This window comes from Pseudomonas sp. DWP2-2, from assembly GCF_049897065.1.
GTDB classification, from domain to species: Bacteria; Pseudomonadota; Gammaproteobacteria; order Pseudomonadales; family Pseudomonadaceae; genus Aquipseudomonas; species Aquipseudomonas paracarnis.
In genome coordinates, this window is sequence record NZ_JAFCVN010000007.1 from 26,053 (window position 1) to 43,499 (window position 17,447).

Annotated in this window: 15 protein-coding genes; 5 read left to right on the forward strand and 10 right to left on the reverse strand. The window is 61.1% G+C overall.

Annotated elements, in window-relative coordinates:
- Positions 1 to 28 precede the first annotated feature (28 nt).
- The 9 genes from ACP7CZ_RS16830 to ACP7CZ_RS16870 form a co-directional block, all read right to left on the reverse strand.
- Complete coding sequence (locus ACP7CZ_RS16830; RefSeq protein WP_003192977.1) at positions 29 to 958, reverse strand: ketoacyl-ACP synthase III; 930 nt, start codon at positions 956 to 958, stop codon at positions 29 to 31.
- Positions 959 to 1,234: 276 nt separating this feature from the next.
- Complete coding sequence (locus tag ACP7CZ_RS16835; RefSeq protein ID WP_057976938.1) at positions 1,235 to 2,839, reverse strand: flagellar hook-associated protein 3; 1,605 nt, start codon at positions 2,837 to 2,839, stop codon at positions 1,235 to 1,237.
- A 14-nt stretch (positions 2,840 to 2,853) separates the two neighbouring features.
- Entirely contained in the window at positions 2,854 to 4,899 is a 2,046-nt protein-coding gene (gene flgK, locus ACP7CZ_RS16840) for a flagellar hook-associated protein FlgK (protein WP_294187728.1), read from the reverse strand.
- A gap of 10 nt (positions 4,900 to 4,909) precedes the next feature.
- Positions 4,910 to 6,169 carry a flagellar assembly peptidoglycan hydrolase FlgJ gene (gene flgJ / locus ACP7CZ_RS16845; protein WP_054898649.1) on the reverse strand — a complete coding sequence of 420 codons (1,260 nt, stop codon included), beginning with the start codon at positions 6,167 to 6,169 and terminating at the stop codon, positions 4,910 to 4,912.
- Between the two features lie 4 nt (positions 6,170 to 6,173).
- Positions 6,174 to 7,283, reverse strand: a complete 1,110-nt coding sequence (locus tag ACP7CZ_RS16850) for a flagellar basal body P-ring protein FlgI (protein WP_161793221.1) — start codon at positions 7,281 to 7,283, stop codon at positions 6,174 to 6,176.
- Positions 7,284 to 7,289: 6 nt separating this feature from the next.
- The gene (flgH, locus tag ACP7CZ_RS16855) at positions 7,290 to 7,985 is read right to left on the reverse strand and encodes a flagellar basal body L-ring protein FlgH (RefSeq protein WP_034126774.1); all 696 of its coding nucleotides are present in this window, start codon (positions 7,983 to 7,985) and stop codon (positions 7,290 to 7,292) included.
- Between the two features lie 53 nt (positions 7,986 to 8,038).
- Positions 8,039 to 8,824, reverse strand: coding sequence for a flagellar basal-body rod protein FlgG (gene flgG / locus ACP7CZ_RS16860; protein WP_003192986.1), 786 nt, complete (start codon positions 8,822 to 8,824; stop codon positions 8,039 to 8,041).
- 62 nt (positions 8,825 to 8,886) lie between these two features.
- Positions 8,887 to 9,627, reverse strand: a complete 741-nt coding sequence (locus tag ACP7CZ_RS16865; RefSeq protein WP_003192988.1) for a flagellar basal body rod protein FlgF — start codon at positions 9,625 to 9,627, stop codon at positions 8,887 to 8,889.
- Between the two features lie 700 nt (positions 9,628 to 10,327).
- Positions 10,328 to 11,893 (reverse strand): sigma-54-dependent phenylalanine hydroxylase transcriptional regulator PhhR, encoded by a 1,566-nt coding sequence (locus tag ACP7CZ_RS16870; RefSeq protein ID WP_003192990.1) that lies wholly within the window; start codon positions 11,891 to 11,893, stop codon positions 10,328 to 10,330.
- A gap of 256 nt (positions 11,894 to 12,149) precedes the next feature.
- On the opposite strand from ACP7CZ_RS16870, the gene phhA reads away from it, so the two are divergent.
- The 3 genes from phhA (at position 12,150) to ACP7CZ_RS16885 (ending at position 14,589) form a co-directional block, all read left to right on the forward strand.
- Positions 12,150 to 12,941 carry a phenylalanine 4-monooxygenase gene (gene phhA, locus ACP7CZ_RS16875; RefSeq protein WP_294187713.1) on the forward strand — a complete coding sequence of 264 codons (792 nt, stop codon included), beginning with the start codon at positions 12,150 to 12,152 and terminating at the stop codon, positions 12,939 to 12,941.
- 98 nt (positions 12,942 to 13,039) lie between these two features.
- Entirely contained in the window at positions 13,040 to 13,396 is a 357-nt protein-coding gene (locus ACP7CZ_RS16880) for a 4a-hydroxytetrahydrobiopterin dehydratase (protein ID WP_003192995.1), read from the forward strand.
- Entirely contained in the window at positions 13,396 to 14,589 is a 1,194-nt protein-coding gene (locus tag ACP7CZ_RS16885) for an amino acid aminotransferase (protein WP_294187705.1), read from the forward strand. Before ACP7CZ_RS16880 ends, ACP7CZ_RS16885 begins: the two co-directional genes overlap by 1 nt.
- 179 nt (positions 14,590 to 14,768) lie before the next feature.
- Here the strand turns inward: ACP7CZ_RS16885 and ACP7CZ_RS16890 are convergent, their stop codons facing one another.
- Positions 14,769 to 15,578: a UDP-2,3-diacylglucosamine diphosphatase gene (locus ACP7CZ_RS16890; protein ID WP_014719368.1), complete on the reverse strand. Its 810-nt coding sequence runs from the start codon at positions 15,576 to 15,578 to the stop codon at positions 14,769 to 14,771.
- A 137-nt stretch (positions 15,579 to 15,715) separates the two neighbouring features.
- On the opposite strand from ACP7CZ_RS16890, the gene ACP7CZ_RS16895 reads away from it, so the two are divergent.
- Positions 15,716 to 16,465 carry a helix-turn-helix domain-containing protein gene (locus ACP7CZ_RS16895; RefSeq protein WP_294187701.1) on the forward strand — a complete coding sequence of 250 codons (750 nt, stop codon included), beginning with the start codon at positions 15,716 to 15,718 and terminating at the stop codon, positions 16,463 to 16,465.
- A 100-nt stretch (positions 16,466 to 16,565) separates the two neighbouring features.
- A complete protein-coding gene (locus ACP7CZ_RS16900; RefSeq protein WP_054898654.1) occupies positions 16,566 to 17,447 on the forward strand; it encodes a DMT family transporter in 882 nt (293 codons plus the stop codon).

Genomic DNA, 17,447 nt, shown 5'->3' on the forward strand with positions numbered 1-17,447 from the left:
CGGCGTTTTTCATGAAGCCGCTAAAGCATCACGGACGATAGAGAATCGCCGAGCCCCACGACAGCCCCACACCAAAACCGCTGATTGCCACGCGCTTCCAGGTGGCGTCCATCACGTGTTTTTCCAGCAGCAACGGAATGCTCGATGACACGGTATTGCCGGTCTCGACCATGTCCTTGATGAACTTGTCCACCGGCGCTTCTTCAAAGCGGCGCGCCACGGCGTCGACGATGGCCGCGCTGCCCTGGTGGATGCAGAACGCATCAATGTCATCTGCCTTGAGGTCCGACTCATTGAGCAGCTCGTGCAAGTGTGCCGGCACCTTGAGCAAGGCGAAGTTGAACACCTGGCGGCCGTTCATGAAGAACACACCATCGCTGACCTTCAAGTGCGGCGCGCCGGAACCGTCGGTACCAAACTTGGATTTGCCCAGCAACCACGGCGCGTCCTCGCCCATCCAGGTGGCGGTGGCAGCATCGCCGAACAGCATGGTGGTGTTGCGGTCTTCCGGGTCGACGATCTTGGAATACGGGTCGGCGGTGATCAGCAGGCCGTTTTTCAGGCCGGCGGCTTCCATGAAGCCTTTCATCGCGTAGATGCCGTACACGTAGCCGGAGCAGCCCAGGGAAATATCGAAGGCGGCAACGTGAGTCGGCAGGCCCAATTTGTCCTGGACGATGGCGGCGGTGTGGGGCAAGCCCTCTTCATCGCCGTTCTGGGTGACGACGATCAGCGCGTCGATGGACTCGCGCTTCAAATCCGGGTTGTTGGCAAACAATGCATTGACTGCTTCGACGCACAGGTCGGAAGTCTCCTGTGCAGCTTCCTTGCGCGGCAGGAACGCCGAACCGATCTTGCCGATGATGAACTCTTCATCCTTGGCGAATTTGGCACCCTGGGCGTAGTTATCGATCCCGTCTGCCGGCACGTAACTGGCGATGCTTTTTATGCCAATCATTGTGGCTTCCCAATACTAAATAGCTGGAGAACACCCCTCGGACTACGCCGGGAGTGCTGACAATAAAGGGGATAACCCCATGAAAATCTCGCTGAAAGCCGCCCGATAAAGGCCCTGTGACGACTTATCCTTTTCACACGATACAGTGAAGATGCGCTTTATGACTCACAGGTCACTCAATTTTGCGCGCTTTGTGCAAAAACCGGCAACATTTCCAGGCCAGAAACGACAACGGCCTCCCCTGTCGCCAGGGGAGGCCGTTGTTCATTGCGACGATTACATGCGACTGAACAGGTTCAGCTGGGAGATTTTAACGAACGCCAGTTGCGAGGCCTGCAACATGGTTTGCTGCAACGTGAGGTTGATCGCGGCTTCGCCCATGTCAATGTTCGCCAGATCGCTCATAGTGCTTTTGTTTGCAGTGCCGATACTGATGTTCTCCGCCGACTGGATATCCAGTGCCGCTTCGCGGGCCCCGATGGAACCGCGCACGTTGTCGACCTGGGCCCGTGAATTGGCAAAATTACTGATGGAAGCGTCGAGCGCATCCTTGAGCTTGACCATCGCCGCCGGGTTGCCGTCGGCCGGTTGCTCCAGCGCCTTGCGCAGTTGGCTCAGGGTATCCAGCGCGTTCTGGGTCTTGGCCGTGCTGGCAGCGACCGCAAACTGATCGCCGGCTTGAGGTGTGCCGCTGACATCAAAGGTCACGCCTGCTGCCGTCACGGTCGTACCGCCACCGGTGTCGCCGGTGGCGATCGCTTTGCTGTCGGCACTGTAGGGCTGGGCATAGACTTCATACGCCGTGCCACTGGTGAACTTGATCACCGCCCCGCTGTTAGCCGGGAACGTACTGGCATAGGTGGCCGGGTTGCTCACCTGCGCATTCGTCAGCTGCGCAGTGGAGGCATTACTGGGCGTGCGCGAAACACTGAAGGTGTCGGGCTTGGCGGCCAGGCTGAACGAACGGTCCTTGACCAGCGCATCGGCGTCCGGCCCCGTCGCCATATCCTTGAGATCCACCGCAATATCAAAATTCACGCCGCGCAGGCTCACGGTGGAGCCGCCTTCCTTGGTGGAGTCAAAGGTGCCGTTGCCAGGGATTTCCGACGTGACGTCATTGCCGTTCTTGTCGGAGACCTTGTACTGGGTGCTGCTGGTAAAGGTCAGCTTGTAAGGCTCGCCATCGGCGAATTTATTCGTGTAGTCCGAGCCTGAAGTCACCAGGCCGGCCGACACTGAGACTTTATGATCATTGGGCACTGGCGCCGTTGCCGGCGGCACGATAGCAGGTGCGATCCAGGTCGCCTGGGTGCGGCCCGAGTTAACGGCACCATCCATGATGCTCTTGCCGGTGTCACCGGCACTGACTCTCAGGGAATCGGAAACCTGCAGGCTCAGCGGCGTTTCATCACCCTGATAGGTGTAGGTGCCGTCGCTGTTACGGCTATAGGGCGGCGTCGAGGTCTTGGAGCCGGAAAACAGATAGTTGCCCGAGGAATCCTTGCTGTTAAGCAAGCCCAGCACCTGGTCTTCAAGCGCACCGATCTGGCCGGCAATCGACTTGCGGTCGGCATCGCTGCGCGAACCGCCCGCTTCAATGGCCAAGGTACTGGCCGCCTGCAGTGCCTCGTTGATTGCACCCAATACGCTTTCCTCGTTGGTCAACGAGTTCTTCAAACTGGTGATATTGCCGTTGAACTGCCCGAGCATGTCCTTCTGCTGTTGCAGCAACAACAACCTCGCCGCCGCCACCGGGTCATCCGCTGCGGTTTGCACGCGCACACCGGAACTGGCCTGCTCCTGGGCCTTCACAACGCTGGAATAGTTGTCCGTGTACTTGGCGGCACTGGTTTCAAAATACTGTGCAGTGGAAATACGCATCGTCCCAGACTCCCTTAAAGACTATTGATCAGCGTGCTGAAGGTTTCTTGCGCAGCCTTGATGATCTGCGACGAGGCGGTGTAGTACTGCTGGAATTTGATCATGTCGCCCGCCTCTTCATCGAGGTTGACCTGGGACACGGAGTTGCGCGCATCCTGGTTGGCCTTGAGCAAGGCGCCCGTGGCCGTGGTGTCGGTATTGGCCGACGCGGCCTTGGCTCCGACGGTCGACACCAGGCGACTGTTGGCCGCCACCAGGCTCACTCCGCCGCCACTGCCATCGGACAGGCCGACGGTGGCTTTGGTTTGCAGGTCGAGCAACGCCTGGGCGTTACGGTTATCCGACTTGCCCGAGGCGTTGAAGGAAAACGTGGTGCTGTCGCCAGCGGCGGGCGACCCGGCGACCGTGGTATCGAACTTGAAGCTTTTGGCCGGCACCAGCAGCGTGCCGTTGGCATCCCGCATCGGTACATCGACCGTGATTTTGTTGCCTTGGCCCGGCACGATGGTGCCGGTGCCAATCGGGTTGCCCTGGGCATCGTTGAGCGTGTAGCCCTGGGTGCCGTCGGCGGCCGGCTTGCCGAATACCATCTTCACTGGCATCGAGTGCTCAATGCCGGTACGCAGTTGCGCGGTGTCGGCGCCGCCATGAATATCGATAGGCAGGGTCAGGGTCGGCGGTGTAAAAGTGCCGGTACCCTGGTTGGTCTTGCTGCCCTCGCCCAGCAATGGCCCGGCGAACGCGATTTTATTGGCGTCCGTCAAAGTCGTGCCGATGTTGGTCGCACCGCTGGCGGTAGGGCTGACTTTGAAACTATCGCCCGCCGCCATCGGCCCCTTGCCATCCAGCGCCAGGGTGAACCCATCGATCACCGGCGGCGGCGCGGTATTGGTGTCGAACGCGCCCATGGCCTTGCCGTCGGAGCGCACCACCGTGTAGTTGTTGCCGCTGGTAAAGGTCACTTTGTAGTCGTAGGTCGACAGCTTGCTGGTGTCCGCAATGGTCACATTCAAATTGCCGGAGCCCGCGCTGTTGCCCAGCGCGCCCTGACTGCGCTGGGCAATGGCCGCCGCGCTGTTGATGTCCTTGAACAGCGATGAGCCGAAGTCACCGTTCAAGTCCAGGCCCTGCCCCAGTTGGCTGTTGATGGTATCGGCTGTCGCCAGGGCGATACGCCCCAAGTCATTGATGGCCGGCATCAGGGCATCACTGCGATAACGCAACAGGCCGCCGATGCTGCCCCCACTGAGCACGTTGCCCAAGTCGATCGCCGTACCGCCGCCAGCATTGAGCGCAATGGTGTACTGGCTTGGGTCGCTAGCGCTCGGCACTGCCGAGAGGGTGTTGGACCGGTCGCCCAATACCAGGGATTGGCCCGTGCCGGTGCTGACGCTGAACACACCATTCTGTTCACTGGTGGTCACACCCACCAGTTCATTGAGCGAGCGCACCGCCTCGTTACGGGCATCCAGCAGGTTGGCCGGGGCGCTGTTGCTTGAGCCCTGGGCCTGGGTGATCTGCTTGTTGAGCGAAGCAATCGAGGAGGTCAACTGGTTGACCTGGTCACTCATGGTGCTCAACTGGCCATTGATCGACTCTTTCTGTTGAGTCAATTGGCTGGAGATGGCGTTGAAACGGTTACTCAGGGTCTGGGCGCTGGTCAGCAGCACTTGCCGGGCAGACACGTCGCTGGGGTTGGCCGCGGAGGTCTGCACAGCGGCAAAAAACGCGCTGAGCACCGAAGACATGCCGGTTGTCTTGTCCGACAAAGTCTTGTCGATGGCGCTGGCCTGGCTGGAATAAGCCTTGGCATCGTTATTGAGCGCCGTGCTGTTCTGGTAGGCCGCGTCCAGGAACTCGTTATAGACCCGACGCACATCCGCCAGCGTGGTGCCGCTGCCAATGTACACACCGCCGTAGGGGTTGTTGGCACTCGCATTTTGCGTGGTCTGCTGGCGCGAATAACCCGAGGTGTTGGCGTTGGCGATGTTATTACTCAAGACCGACAACGATCCTTGAGCGGCATTGAGCCCTGACATCCCGATACTGAGCAAACTCATGGTTCAGACCTTATAAATGTGTGGTTGCGCCAGCGGCAGCGTAGTTCTGGTAACTGTTCATGTTTTTTGCGATCTGCGAAATCTTGCTGGCGTAATCCGGGTCGGTTGCATAACCGGCTTTTTGCAACTCGCGTACAAACTGTTCCGGGTTGTCGGCTGATTTCACAACTTCTTTATAGCGATCATGGCTTTGCAGCAGGGTCACGAGGTCGTGGAAGCTGTCCTGGTAGGAGCTGTAGGAACGGAATTGCGCCGTTTCCTTGACCATCGCCCCATCGCGAAACTCGCTGGTGATCGCCCGGGCCTGACCACCCTGCCAGCTCTGCCCGGCCTTGATGCCGAACAGGTTGTGGCTGCTGCTGCCGTCCTCGGCGCGCATGACTGATTTGCCCCAACCGGTTTCCAGTGCCGCCTGGGCCACCAGGTACTTGGGGTCGATACCAATCCGTGCGGCAGCGGCCTTGGCCATCGGCAACATGGTGGCGACAAATTCATCCTGGGAGCTGAAGGCTTTCTTGGCCGGCGCCAGCGGTGGCTGGGCAATGGCGCGGCCATACACCTGCATGCGCCCGCTCGGCACGGCAAAGCTACGCGTGCTGCTGTTGATGACCGTGTCGTCGGCAGCGCTGTTACGCAGGGGCGCGGATTTGGCTTCGACCGGAGCGTTCGGCACGATACCCGCCAGCAGGCGGTCGGCCAGCTTGCTGGGCAAGGCGATACGACGCTGGTTCATCAGTTCCATGTCGTTGGCATGGGTGCTGGCGCCCTCAGGCACGGCCACGCGATACGCCCACAAAGGCCGCTGGCCATTGGAGCGGCCCAACGGGCCTTCGGCCTGGGTACCGGCGGCAATCTCGGTCGGCACATCGACTTTCTTCACCGGCGCATCCGCCGCCGGGCCTTGCAAGGTGGCGGCCTGAGCCTCCACCGGCTTGTTCTTCTGCATCTGGCGCATCAGCACATCGGCCAGGCCGATACCGCCACCTTCGCGGGACATCGACACCGCCAGTTGCTGGTCGTACATTTCCTGGTATTGCTTGGCGGCCGGGGTGTTCAGCGGGTTGTCCTTGCCCAGGGCCTCGGTGGCCGAACGCATGGACTTGAGCATCTCGTTCAAAAACAGCGACTCGAATTCCTGCGCCACTTTGCGCAGGTTGCCTTCGCTGTTTTTGTCGTCACCGACCTTGAGCTGGTTAAGCCGGTTCAGGTCGGAGTAAGACCCCGAGTCCGCCGTGCTGCTGATGCCGCTCTTGCGCATATCCATGGCCATGGCCTCAGATCACGATCAGGTCGGCTTGCAACGCGCCGGCCTGCTTCAAAGCTTCGAGGATCGCCATCAAGTCGCCGGGCGCAGCGCCCACCTGGTTCACCGCGCGGACAATCTCATCCAGGGTGGTGCCGGGGCCGAACTTGAACATCGGCTTGGCTTCTTGCTGGGCATTGACCCGCGAGCGTGGGACCACGGCAGTCTGGCCACCGGACAACGGCCCAGGCTGGCTGACGATCGGGTCTTCTGTGATGGTCACCGTCAGGCTGCCGTGGGTTACCGCCGCTGGCGAGACCTTGACGTTCTGGCCGATCACGATGGTGCCGGTGCGCGAGTTGATGATGACTTTCGCCACGGCCTGGCCGGGGTCCACTTCAAGGTTTTCCAGAATCGACAGGTAGTCCACGCGCTGGCTTGGGTCCAAAGGCGCAGTGACGCGAACCGAGCCGCCGTCGATGGCCTGGGCCACGCCAGGGCCGAGCATGTCGTTGATCTTGTCGACCACGCGCTTGGCGGTGGTGAAGTCGGAGCGGTTGAGGTTCAAGGTCAGGCTGTTGCCCTGGTTGAAACCACTCGGCACGGTGCGTTCAACCGTGGCGCCACCGGGGATACGCCCAGCCGACGGCACGTTGACGGTGATCTTCGAACCGTCGCGGCCTTCGGCGTCAAAACCGCCAACCACCAGGTTGCCCTGGGCGATGGCGTAGACGTTGCCGTCGATACCTTTGAGCGGCGTCATCAGCAAGGTGCCGCCGCGCAGGCTCTTGGAGTTACCCATGGACGACACGGTGATATCCACCACCTGCCCCGGCTTGGCGAACGCGGGCAGATCGGCGCTGATCGACACCGCCGCGACGTTCTTCAACTGCACGTTGCCCGAGCCTGGCGGCACCTTGATGCCGAACTGGGAGAGCATGTTGTTGAAGGTTTGCAGGGTGAACGGCGTCTGGGTGGTCTGGTCACCCGTGCCGTTGAGCCCCACGACCAGGCCATAGCCGATCAACTGGTTGGAGCGCACGCCGGAAATACTGGCAATATCCTTCAGGCGCTCGGCCTGGGCCACAGCACTCAAGGCCAGCAAAAGCGCCATCGCCATCAGCTGTTTGAACTTCAAAATGGCCACCTAGAAAGGGAACAGCGGGCTGAGGAAGAAGCGGTCGAACCAGCCCGGCTGGCTCGCATCGGCAAACGAACCGGTGCCCGAGTAGGTAATGCGTGCATCGGCAATGCGCGTCGACGGCACGGTGTTGTCGGTGGAGATGTCATCGGCGCGGACCATGCCGGCGATGCGCACCAGCTCGTCGCCGGTGTTGAGGGTCATCCACTTTTCACCGCGCACGGCAATGATGCCGTTGGGCAATACATCGGCGACGGTCACGGTGATCGAACCGGTCAGGCTGTTGCCCTGCCCGGCCGCGCTCTTGCCGTTGGTGGCGCGGTCGCCGCTGTAGCCGGCGTCCAGGCTCAGGTCACCACCGCCCAGCGGGTTGTTGGTGTTCAGGCCGCCGCCGAACAGCGAGGTCAGGCCGATGCTGGTCTTGCTGTTCTTGCCGATCTGCGAGTTGGCGTTCTTGCTGGCCTGGGTCTTCTCGTTCAGGGTGATGGTGATGATGTCACCGACCCGGAACGCCTTGCGGTCGCTGTACAGGTTCTGCTCGAAACCGGCCTGGTAGATCGAGCCATTGTTGGCCGCCGCAGGCAGCGGTGTGCGTGGCAACACCGGCGCGTAGTACGGGTCATTGGGCTTTGGCGTGGGGGCGACACAGCCCGCAAGCACGGCGATCCCACTCAATGCCAACACACAAACATAGCGATTCATGACCCTAACCTCACGGTGTTGCAGGCACCCTCAAGGGCGCCCCATAGACTTGATTACAGATTCTGCGTAACGAACGAAAGCATCTGGTCGGCGGTGGAAATCACCTTGGAGTTCATCTCGTAGGCGCGCTGGGTGGTGATCATGTTGACCATCTCCTCAACGGTGCTGACGTTGGAGGTTTCCAGGGTGCTTTGCAGCGTGGTGCCGAAGCCGTTCAAGCCAGGGGTGCCGATTTGCGGCGCGCCACTGGAGGCGGTTTCCAGGAACAGGTTGTTGCCCATGGCCTGCAGGCCGGCCGGGTTGATGAAGTCGGCGGTTTGCAGGTTGCCGATCACCTGGGACGCTGGGTTGCCAGCGACGGTGATGGACACGGTGCCGTCGTTGCCGACGGTGAAGGTCTTGGCGTCGGGCGGCACCACGACAGCAGGCTCCAGGGCGAAACCGTTGGCGGTCACGATCTGGCCGTTGGAGTCCAGGTGGAAGGTGCCGTCACGGGTGTAAGAAGTGGTGCCATCCGGTTGCAGCACTTGAAAAAAGCCCCGGCCGTTGATCGCCATGTCCAGGGGCTGGCCGGTTTGCTGCAGGTTGCCGGCGCTGAAGTTTTTCTGGGTGCCGACGATCTGCACACCGGTACCCAGTTGCAGGCCCGACGGCAGTTCGCTGTCCTGGGTCGATTGGGCGCCCGGTTGCTTCTTGATCTGATAGAGCAAGTCCTGGAACTCGGCGCGGTCACGTTTGAAGCCCGTGGTCGACACGTTTGCCAGGTTGTTGGAAATGGTCGTCAGGTTGGTGTCCTGGGCGGACAGGCCTGTCTTGGCAACCCATAGAGCCGGAAGCATGCTGTTCTCCTTCGTGCGCCGGATGGTTGGCGCTGCGTTGCAAATTAGTTAATGGGCTTGGATCAGCTCATCTGCATGACGCGCGTCATGGCCTGGTCGTCTTCTTTAGCGCTGTTCATCATCTTGATGTGCAGCTCGAACTGCTTGGCCAGCGCCAGCACTGCGGTCATTTCTTCCACGGCATTGACGTTGCTCGCCTGCAGGAAACCCGAGGTCAGCCGCACGTTCGCGTCAGCCTGGGCCGGTTGGCCATCCTTGGTGTGGATGGTGCCGTCCAGGCCCTTGGTCATGTTCTTGAGGTCAGGCTGGACCATCTTGATACGGTCCACTTCCGCCATCACCCGCGGGCCTTCGCCCATGGCGCGGATACTGATAGTGCCGTCCGAACCCACTTCGATTTTCTGCTGGGGCGGCACGGCGATCGGGCCACCGTTGCCCATGATCGGCATACCGTTGCCGGCCCGCAGCACGCCCAGGGCATCCACGTTCATGCTGGCGCTGCGCACGTAGGCTTCGCCGCCATCCGGGGTCTGCACCGCCATCCAGCCGTCGCCGCTGACGGCTACGTCCAGGTCGCGACCGGTCTCGATCATCGCGCCCGGTGAAAAGTCGGTAGCCGGACGTTCGGTCATGGCAAACGCCCGCGCCGGAAAGCTGTCACCGAACACCGGCATCGAACGCGCCTGTTCCAGGTCGCGCTGGAAGCCGTTGGTGGAAATGTTCGCCAGATTGTTGGCATGGGCCTTCTGCGCCAGTGCATTCTGGCTGGCGCCGGTCATTGCCACATAAAGGTACTTGTCCACGCTCTATCCTCTTTCTGACGGACGCTTGCCGCCCACCGCTGTACTGAGGAGGCTTAAGCAATTTGCGAACCAACTTTTTAAAAGAGGCTAAAGTCCAGGCGGGGCAGGGGTTTCGTGGAGTAGCTGAAAGAAGTGAAGGGAGAAACAGTCGAAAAAACGGCGGACTACTGCCGCCTGCGGCAAACACCGGCCTTAAATCCGGTACAGATCAAAGCCGGCTTGCCTGCGATAGCGGTGGTTCAGTGACAGACTCATTGACTGACATGCCGCCATCGCGGGCAAGCCCGCTCCCACAGGGGATTGATGCCGGGCGCTGATGCCGTGGGCAATACCCAACCAATGTGGGAGCTGGCTTGCCTGCGATAGCGGTGGTTCAGTGACAGACTCATTGACTGACACGCCGCCTTCGCGGGCAAGCCCGCTCCCACAGGGGATTGATGCCGGTCGCTGATGCCGTGGGCACTACCCAACCAATGTGGGAGCTGGCTTGCCTGCGATAGCGGTGGTTCAGTCACAAATTCATTGACTGACACGCCGCCATCGCGGGCAAGCCCGCTCCCACAGGGGATTGATGCCGGGCGCTGATGCCGTGGGCAATACCCAACCAATGTGGGAGCTGGCTTGCCTGCGATAGCGGTTGGGCAGGCACTGATATGCCAACTGACAGTCCGCTATCGCAGGCAAGCCCGCTCCCACCGTTTTAACTACGATCGGCCTTGAGCACTTCGTAATCACGCAGTTTGTTGGCAATGGTGGTGTGCGACACCCCCAGGCGCTTGCCCAACTGGCGACTGCTCGGGTGTTCGGCGTACAGGCTTTCCAACACCGCCTTTTCAAAGCGCCCGACGATATCCTCCAGGCTACCCTCCAGGGAAAAATCGCCCAGCGGCTGACGCACGCCATAATCCGGCAACCGAATATGCTCAACCTTGACCGTGCCGCCTTCGCACAACGACACCGCCTGGAACAGCACGTTTTCCAGCTGCCGCACGTTGCCCGGCCAGTGGTAGTGGCTGAGCTTGTCCATAGCGGCGGGGGCCAACTTGGGCAGAGGACAACCGATCTGCCGACTGGCCTGGTCGAGAAAGTGCTCGACCAACGGCGCGAGGCCATCCAGGCATTCGCGCAACGGCGGGATATGCAGCGACAGCACATTCAGCCGGTGATAAAGGTCCTGACGAAACTCACCCCGGGCGCAGAGTTCCGACAAATCTACCTGGGTCGCGCAGATCACCCGCACGTCCAGGTACACCTCTTCATCACTGCCCACCCGGCGAAAACAACCGTCCTGCAGAAAGCGCAGCAGCTTGACCTGCAAGCGCGCGCTCATTTCTCCCACGCCATCGAGAAACAAGGTACCGCCCGCCGTCAGCTCAAGCAGGCCCAACTTACCTTCCGCCCGCGCCCCTTCAAATGCGCCGGGGCCATAACCAAACAGTTCGGTCTCGGCCATCGACTCGGGCAACCCCGCGCAGTTGAGCGCCATCAACGGCGACTGCCCGCGCGGGCTGGCCAAGTGGCAGGCCCGGGCCAACAGCTCCTTGCCGGTGCCGGTTTCGCCTTCTATTAATAGTGGCGCATCCAGCGGCGCCATGCGCCGCGCTTCACGTACCACTGCGGCCATGACCTTAGAGCTCTGGAAGATGCTGTCGAAACCGCGCAGCTCTTGCTTGCGCACGTTATAGATACGCTCACCGACACGGTCGGCACGGTGCAGGGTGAGCACGGCGCCGGCCATGGCTTCACTGTCATCGTGCTCGGAGGATTGCAGGGGCGCGATGTCCGCCAGAAATACGTCACCCTTGACCTTGACCCGCAGGCCATTGATTCGTGACTTGCTGGCGCGCACCAGTTCCGGCAGGTCAAAATCCTCGGCATAACGCGACAGGGGAATCCCCGGCACTTCATCTACCCGTACGCCAAGCAACTGCGCCGCCGCACGGTTGGCGGCCACGATGGAGCCGCCCATATCAATGGACAGCACCGGGAATTCCAGGGCGCCGAGCAACGCATTGAGCTCCATATGCCGCCGCTCGCTGGGCATCAGCCCTACCCGCTTGACCCCGAACACTCCGGCAATCGCCTCGAACTGCGGGCGCAACGCCTGGAACTGCATGTTCACCAGATTGGGGCAGAACAGGTAGATGGCATTGCCATGCTCGCCGCCGACTTCGCCCTTGGCGACGTTGACGCCGTACTCCACCAGCAGATTGAGGATGTCCCGCAGGATGCCGATGCGGTTCTGGCAGTGCACTTTGATACGCATGGAAAGACTCGAAAAGGGAGTAGGCGCCGCGGCTTTTTGTCGCTGGGCGCAGATAGTCGTCAAGATTATGTGACAGCGCGTTGGCTTTTCCCAGCCCATAGCTGCGACTAGCGCGCCTGTCGTAACGAATACTTTACGATAATCGGTAATTTTTCCTACGCCAGTCCGTTAAGGCTGGTGGAATCCGCCGCCTATCCGGTTATCAATAGGAGCATCCCAGGACATAACAAGAACGAATGCCTAGCAGGAGAGCCGTATGAAGCAGACGCACTACGTGGCCCGCGAGCCCGATGCGCAAGGTTTTATCCACTACCCGCCAGAAGAACATGCGGTGTGGAACACCCTGATCACTCGCCAATTGAAAGTGATCGAGGGCCGCGCCTGCCAGGAATACCTGGACGGTATCGACAAGCTCGGCCTGCCTCTGGACCGCATTCCCCAGTTGGGCGAAATCAACAAGGTGCTGGCCGACACCACCGGCTGGCAAGTCGCCCGCGTGCCGGCGCTGATCCCCTTCCAAACCTTTTTTGAATTACTGGCCAGCAAGCAGTTTCCGGTGGCGACTTTTATTCGCACCCGTGAAGAATTGGAGTACCTGCAAGAGCCGGATATTTTTCACGAGATCTTTGGCCACTGCCCGCTGCTGACCAACCCCTGGTTCGCTGAATTCACTCACACCTACGGCAAGCTCGGCCTGGCGGCCACCAAGGAGCAACGGGTGTACCTGGCGCGCCTGTACTGGATGACTATCGAGTTCGGCCTGGTGGACACGCCCCAGGGCCGGCGTATCTACGGTGGCGGCATTCTGTCGTCGCCTAAAGAAAGTGTGTATTGCCTGTCGGACGAGCCCGAGCACCAGGCCTTTGATCCGCTGGAAGCGATGCGCACCCCCTATCGCATCGACATCCTGCAACCTTTGTACTTCGTATTGCCCGAGCTCAAGCGCCTGTTCGACGTGGCGCAGGAGGACATCATGGGTATGGTGGAGCGCGGTATGCAGTTGGGTCTGCACGCACCGAAATTCCCACCCAAGCCCAAAGCCGCGTGAACCTTGCGTTTTAAGGCCAGGTGAGTCTGTTCCCTGGCCCCGCGTTGCTTTAGGGTAACGCCACTGACCTTCAATCATTCGAATTCAGGACACCTTCCATGACCACCTTGAACCAAGCCCACTGCGAAGCCTGCCGCGCCGATGCCCCGCAAGTCAGCGATGAAGAACTGCCGGTGCTGATCAAGCAGATCCCTGACTGGAACATCGAAGTGCGCGACGGCGTGATGCAGCTGGAAAAGGTTTTCCTGTTCAAGAACTTCAAATTTGCCCTGGCTTTCACCAACGCCATGGGTGAAATCTCCGAAGCCGAAGGCCATCACCCAGGCCTGCTCACCGAGTGGGGCAAAGTCACCGTGACCTGGTGGAGCCACTCCATCAAGGGCCTGCACCGCAACGACTTCATCATGGCCGCGCGCACCGACGAAGTGGCCAAGACCGCCGAGGGCCGCAAGTAATGCATTTCGATGCCATCGACCGCGTGCCCGGCGACCCGATCCTCGGGCTGATGGACCTGTATACTCAGGACGCCAACCCGAACAAGTTCGACCTGGGCGTAGGTGTCTATAAGGACGACCAAGGCCTCACGCCGATTCCTCACTCGGTGAAGCTGGCGGAACAGCGCCTGGTCGACACTCAAGTGACCAAAACCTATATCGGTGGCCATGGCGATGCAGCCTTCGGCACCCTGATCAGCCAACTGGTGCTCGGCGCCGACTCAGCCTTGCTGCGCGACCGCCGTGCTGGCGCCACGCAAACCCCAGGCGGCACCGGTGCCCTGCGCTTGAGCGCCGACTTTATCGCCCACAGCCTGCCGGGCCGTGGCGTGTGGCTGAGCAACCCGACCTGGCCGATCCACGAAACCATTTTTGCCAAGGCCGGGCTCAAGGTCAGTCATTACCCTTACGTGGGCAGCGACAACCGCCTGGATGTGACGGCGATGCTGGCAACCCTGTCCAGCGTGCCCAAGGGCGACGTGGTATTGCTGCACGCGTGCTGCCATAACCCGACCGGCTTTGACCTGTCCCAGGATGACTGGCGCCAGGTCTTACAGATCGTGCGTGAACGCCAGTTGCTGCCGCTGATCGACTTCGCCTACCAGGGCTTTGGCGATGGCCTGGAGCAGGACGCCTGGGCGGTGCGCCTGTTTGCCGCCGAGCTGCCGGAAGTGCTGATCACCAGCTCCTGCTCGAAGAACTTCGGCCTGTATCGCGACCGCGTGGGTGCATTGATCGTGTGTGCGGCGGATGCTGAAAAGCTCACCGATGTGCGTAGCCAACTGGCGAATATCGCTCGCAACCTGTGGTCGACACCGCCGGATCACGGTGCCGCCGTGGTGGCGACCATCCTCGGTGATGCACAGTTGAAAAAGCAGTGGAGCGAGGAAGTCGAGGCCATGCGTTCGCGGATCGCTCAGTTACGCTCCGGATTGGTGGAAGCGCTTGCGCCCCATGGCCTGGCCGAGAAATTCGCACATATCGGCGCGCAACGTGGGATGTTTTCCTATACCGGCTTGAGTGCCGAGCAGGTCAAGCAACTGCGCGAGAAGCACAGTGTGTATATGGTCAGTTCGGGGCGGGCTAACGTGGCTGGGGTTGATGCGACGCGCTTGACGTTGCTGGCTCAAGCCATCGCCGACGTTTCCAACTGAAGAAACAGGATTACGTGTGGGAGCTGGCTTGCCTGCGATGGCGGTGGTTCAGTTGCAGATTAATTGCCTGACCCGCCGCCATCGCGGGCAAGCCCGCTCCCACATTTGAATCGTGGGGTGTCAGGTAGATCAGCGTCGGCTGTCAGGCCGTCACGGGAGCAAGCTCCCTCGCCACAGGTTCAGCCAGCGACCATTTCAGCCTTTAGCAGTGCCTCTTTGGCCTGCGCATCCGCCAACCGATACAACTCGATATGCCCATCCCAGTGCTCGATCAAGGCCGTGCACGACTCCACCCAATCCCCGCAGTTGAGGTAATCCACCTCGCCCACCTTGCGAATCTCGGCATGGTGAATATGCCCGCACACCACCCCGTGCAATTCCCGCTTGGTCACCTCGTGGGCAATCGCCTCTTCGAAATCGCTGATAAAACTCACCGCCGTCTTGACCTTGTGTTTCAGGTACGCCGACAGCGACCAATAACCGTAGCCATACCGCGCACGCCAGTGGTTCAGCCAGCGGTTCAGCGTCAGGGTGAACTCGTAGGCCGAGTCGCCGAGGAAAGCGAGCCAGCGGTGATAGCGCGTGATCACATCAAACTGGTCGCCATGAATCACCAGCAAATGGCGGCCATCGGCGGTGACGTGCACAGCCTCATCGACCAATTGGATATTGCCCAGGATCAGCTTGGAATAGCGACGCAGGAACTCGTCATGGTTGCCGGTGACATAGATCACCTCGGTGCCACGCTTGGCCATGGTCAGCAAGCGGCGGATCACGTTGGTGTGGGCTTGAGGCCAATACATGCCGCCGCGCAGTTTCCAACCGTCGATGATGTCACCGACCAGGTAGACCTTGTCGGCATGGTAGCCCTTGAGAAAGTGCGACAGGTGTTCGGCCTGGCAATCCCGAGTGCCCAGGTGCACGTCGGAAATCCACAGGGTTCGCACCCGTTGCTTGCGGCTGGGCTTGGTGAACTCGGCACGGGTCATGGGTATCCCTCGACGCTGTTTTGGCGAGCTTGCGCCTTGGCGATTAATAGCCCATGACAAGCGTGCGTCAGTCTGATGACAGCGCCTGCGGCCCGCCAAGCGTTGTAGACTGACGGCTTGCCGCCCTGGAGACCGCGATGAGCCCGACCCTCACGCTACGCCACTACCTCGAAGCGCCCATTGCCCACAGCCATGACCATGCGCAGTTGGTGTTCGGCCTTTCCGGGCGCCTGGACCTGGAAGTCGATGGCCGTGGCAGCCAGGTACGCGAAAGCAGCGTGATGGTGCTGCCCTTCTCCGCCCACCACGCCTGCATCAGCCGCGATGGCAGCCGCTGCCTGGTGCTGGATGTGCCGACCGAGCACTGGGTGGTGCAATCCTTGGGCGAACATGCCGATGCCAGCCGCCGCTTGCTCGACCAACCCGCGCGCCTGGCGCTGGATGCCCGGCAACACCAGTTAGTGCAGTGGCTGGCACAAAGCCCGGTGCACGACCCGCTGATCGTCCAGCAAGGCGCTGTGTTGTTACTGGCCAGCCTCAACCACCCTCAAGCTCAACCGCTGCCTGGCCGGCGTCTGCCTTATGCCGCGTTAAATAGCCATATCGAGCGCCATGCGGCGCGTCCGCTCCAGGTGGCCGACCTGGCGCGGATTGCCGATTTGTCCGTGCCGCGCCTGCATGCGCGGTTCATGGCGGAGTGCGGGCAAACGCCGATGGACTATCTACGCAGTCGCCGCTTGCACTTGGCGCTCAGGCTTTTACGCGAAACCTCCCTACCCATCGGCGAGATTGCCGAGCGCGTCGGCTACGCCTCGCAAAGTGCATTTTGCGCCGCCATGCTTCGGGCGTTTGGCGCCTCGCCCGGTGCATTGCGTCGAGCGGGCTAGCAAGAGTCTTGCGCTAAAAATCACCCCACCCGCGACAGACGCCCACCCGCCAACCCTCTAGACTGCGAGGCTGTCACCCCCTGTTGGATCAAGGATCGCAATGACTCCCCGCTCAGCCCTCGGCGCCCTGCATATCGGCGCATTGATGTTTGGCCTCACCGGCGTGTTCGGCAAGCTGGCGGCGGCCTCCCCCGCCATCATCGTATTTGGCCGGGCGGCGTTTGCCGTGCTGGCGCTGGCGGTATTTGCGCGCTTTGCCAGCAACGCTCCCTGGAAAAAACTGGAGATGCGTGACTGGCGCCGGCTGCTGGTCAGCGGCGTGTTGTTGGCTGCCCATTGGGTGACGTTCTTTATCGCCGTCAAAGTCGCCGGCGTGGCCGTGGCGACCTTGGGGTTCACCGCCTTTCCGGCCTTTACGGTGATCCTTGAGGGGCTGATTTTCCGCGAGCGTATTCGGGCCAATGAAGTGCTGCTGGTGGTGCTGGTCACCGTTGGCCTGGTGCTTGTGACCCCGGATTTCAATCTCGCCAGCGAAGCCACGGGCGGCCTGCTGTGGGGCATCGCCTCGGGCCTGTTGTTCTCGTTGTTGTCGCTGAACAATCGCGCCAGTTCCGGGCGCATTCCAGCGGTACAGGCCGCGCTGTGCCAGAACGTCGTGGTCGCCGCGTGCCTGCTGCCCGTGGCCGCGCCGGGGTTGGCGGATGTGCGAGGGATAGATTGGCTGTGGATCGGGCTGCTGGGGGTGTTTTGTACCGGCCTCGCCCACAGCCTGTTTGTCGCCAGCCTTGCCGTAATCAAGGCGCGCACCGCTTCGGTGGTGTTTGCGATGGAACCGGTCTACGGCATCACCGTGGCCTGGCTGTTGTTTGCCGAAACCCCGACCCTGCGCATGCTGCTGGGCGGCGCCTTGATCATCGTCGCCATCGTGCTCTCCGGCCTGATGGGCAGCGCCAGCCAGGCCAAGCAACCGGCGCCGGCCTGA

Excerpts from the sequence above, each read along its gene's own strand:
- ACP7CZ_RS16895 (WP_294187701.1), top strand. The coding sequence starts at position 15,716 with ATGAGCCCGACCCTCACGCTACGCCACTACCTCGAAGCGCCCATTGCC.
- ACP7CZ_RS16835 (WP_057976938.1), bottom strand. The coding sequence starts at position 2,839 with ATGCGTATTTCCACTGCACAGTATTTTGAAACCAGTGCCGCCAAGTAC.
- flgG (WP_003192986.1), bottom strand. The coding sequence starts at position 8,824 with ATGCTTCCGGCTCTATGGGTTGCCAAGACAGGCCTGTCCGCCCAGGAC.
- ACP7CZ_RS16870 (WP_003192990.1), bottom strand. The coding sequence starts at position 11,893 with ATGCGTATCAAAGTGCACTGCCAGAACCGCATCGGCATCCTGCGGGAC.
- ACP7CZ_RS16900 (WP_054898654.1), top strand. The coding sequence starts at position 16,566 with ATGACTCCCCGCTCAGCCCTCGGCGCCCTGCATATCGGCGCATTGATG.
- ACP7CZ_RS16880 (WP_003192995.1), top strand. The coding sequence starts at position 13,040 with ATGACCACCTTGAACCAAGCCCACTGCGAAGCCTGCCGCGCCGATGCC.
- phhA (WP_294187713.1), top strand. The coding sequence starts at position 12,150 with ATGAAGCAGACGCACTACGTGGCCCGCGAGCCCGATGCGCAAGGTTTT.
- flgJ (WP_054898649.1), bottom strand. The coding sequence starts at position 6,169 with ATGGCCATGGATATGCGCAAGAGCGGCATCAGCAGCACGGCGGACTCG.
- ACP7CZ_RS16830 (WP_003192977.1), bottom strand. The coding sequence starts at position 958 with ATGATTGGCATAAAAAGCATCGCCAGTTACGTGCCGGCAGACGGGATC.
- ACP7CZ_RS16885 (WP_294187705.1), top strand. The coding sequence starts at position 13,396 with ATGCATTTCGATGCCATCGACCGCGTGCCCGGCGACCCGATCCTCGGG.
- flgH (WP_034126774.1), bottom strand. The coding sequence starts at position 7,985 with ATGAATCGCTATGTTTGTGTGTTGGCATTGAGTGGGATCGCCGTGCTT.
- flgK (WP_294187728.1), bottom strand. The coding sequence starts at position 4,899 with ATGAGTTTGCTCAGTATCGGGATGTCAGGGCTCAATGCCGCTCAAGGA.
- ACP7CZ_RS16890 (WP_014719368.1), bottom strand. The coding sequence starts at position 15,578 with ATGACCCGTGCCGAGTTCACCAAGCCCAGCCGCAAGCAACGGGTGCGA.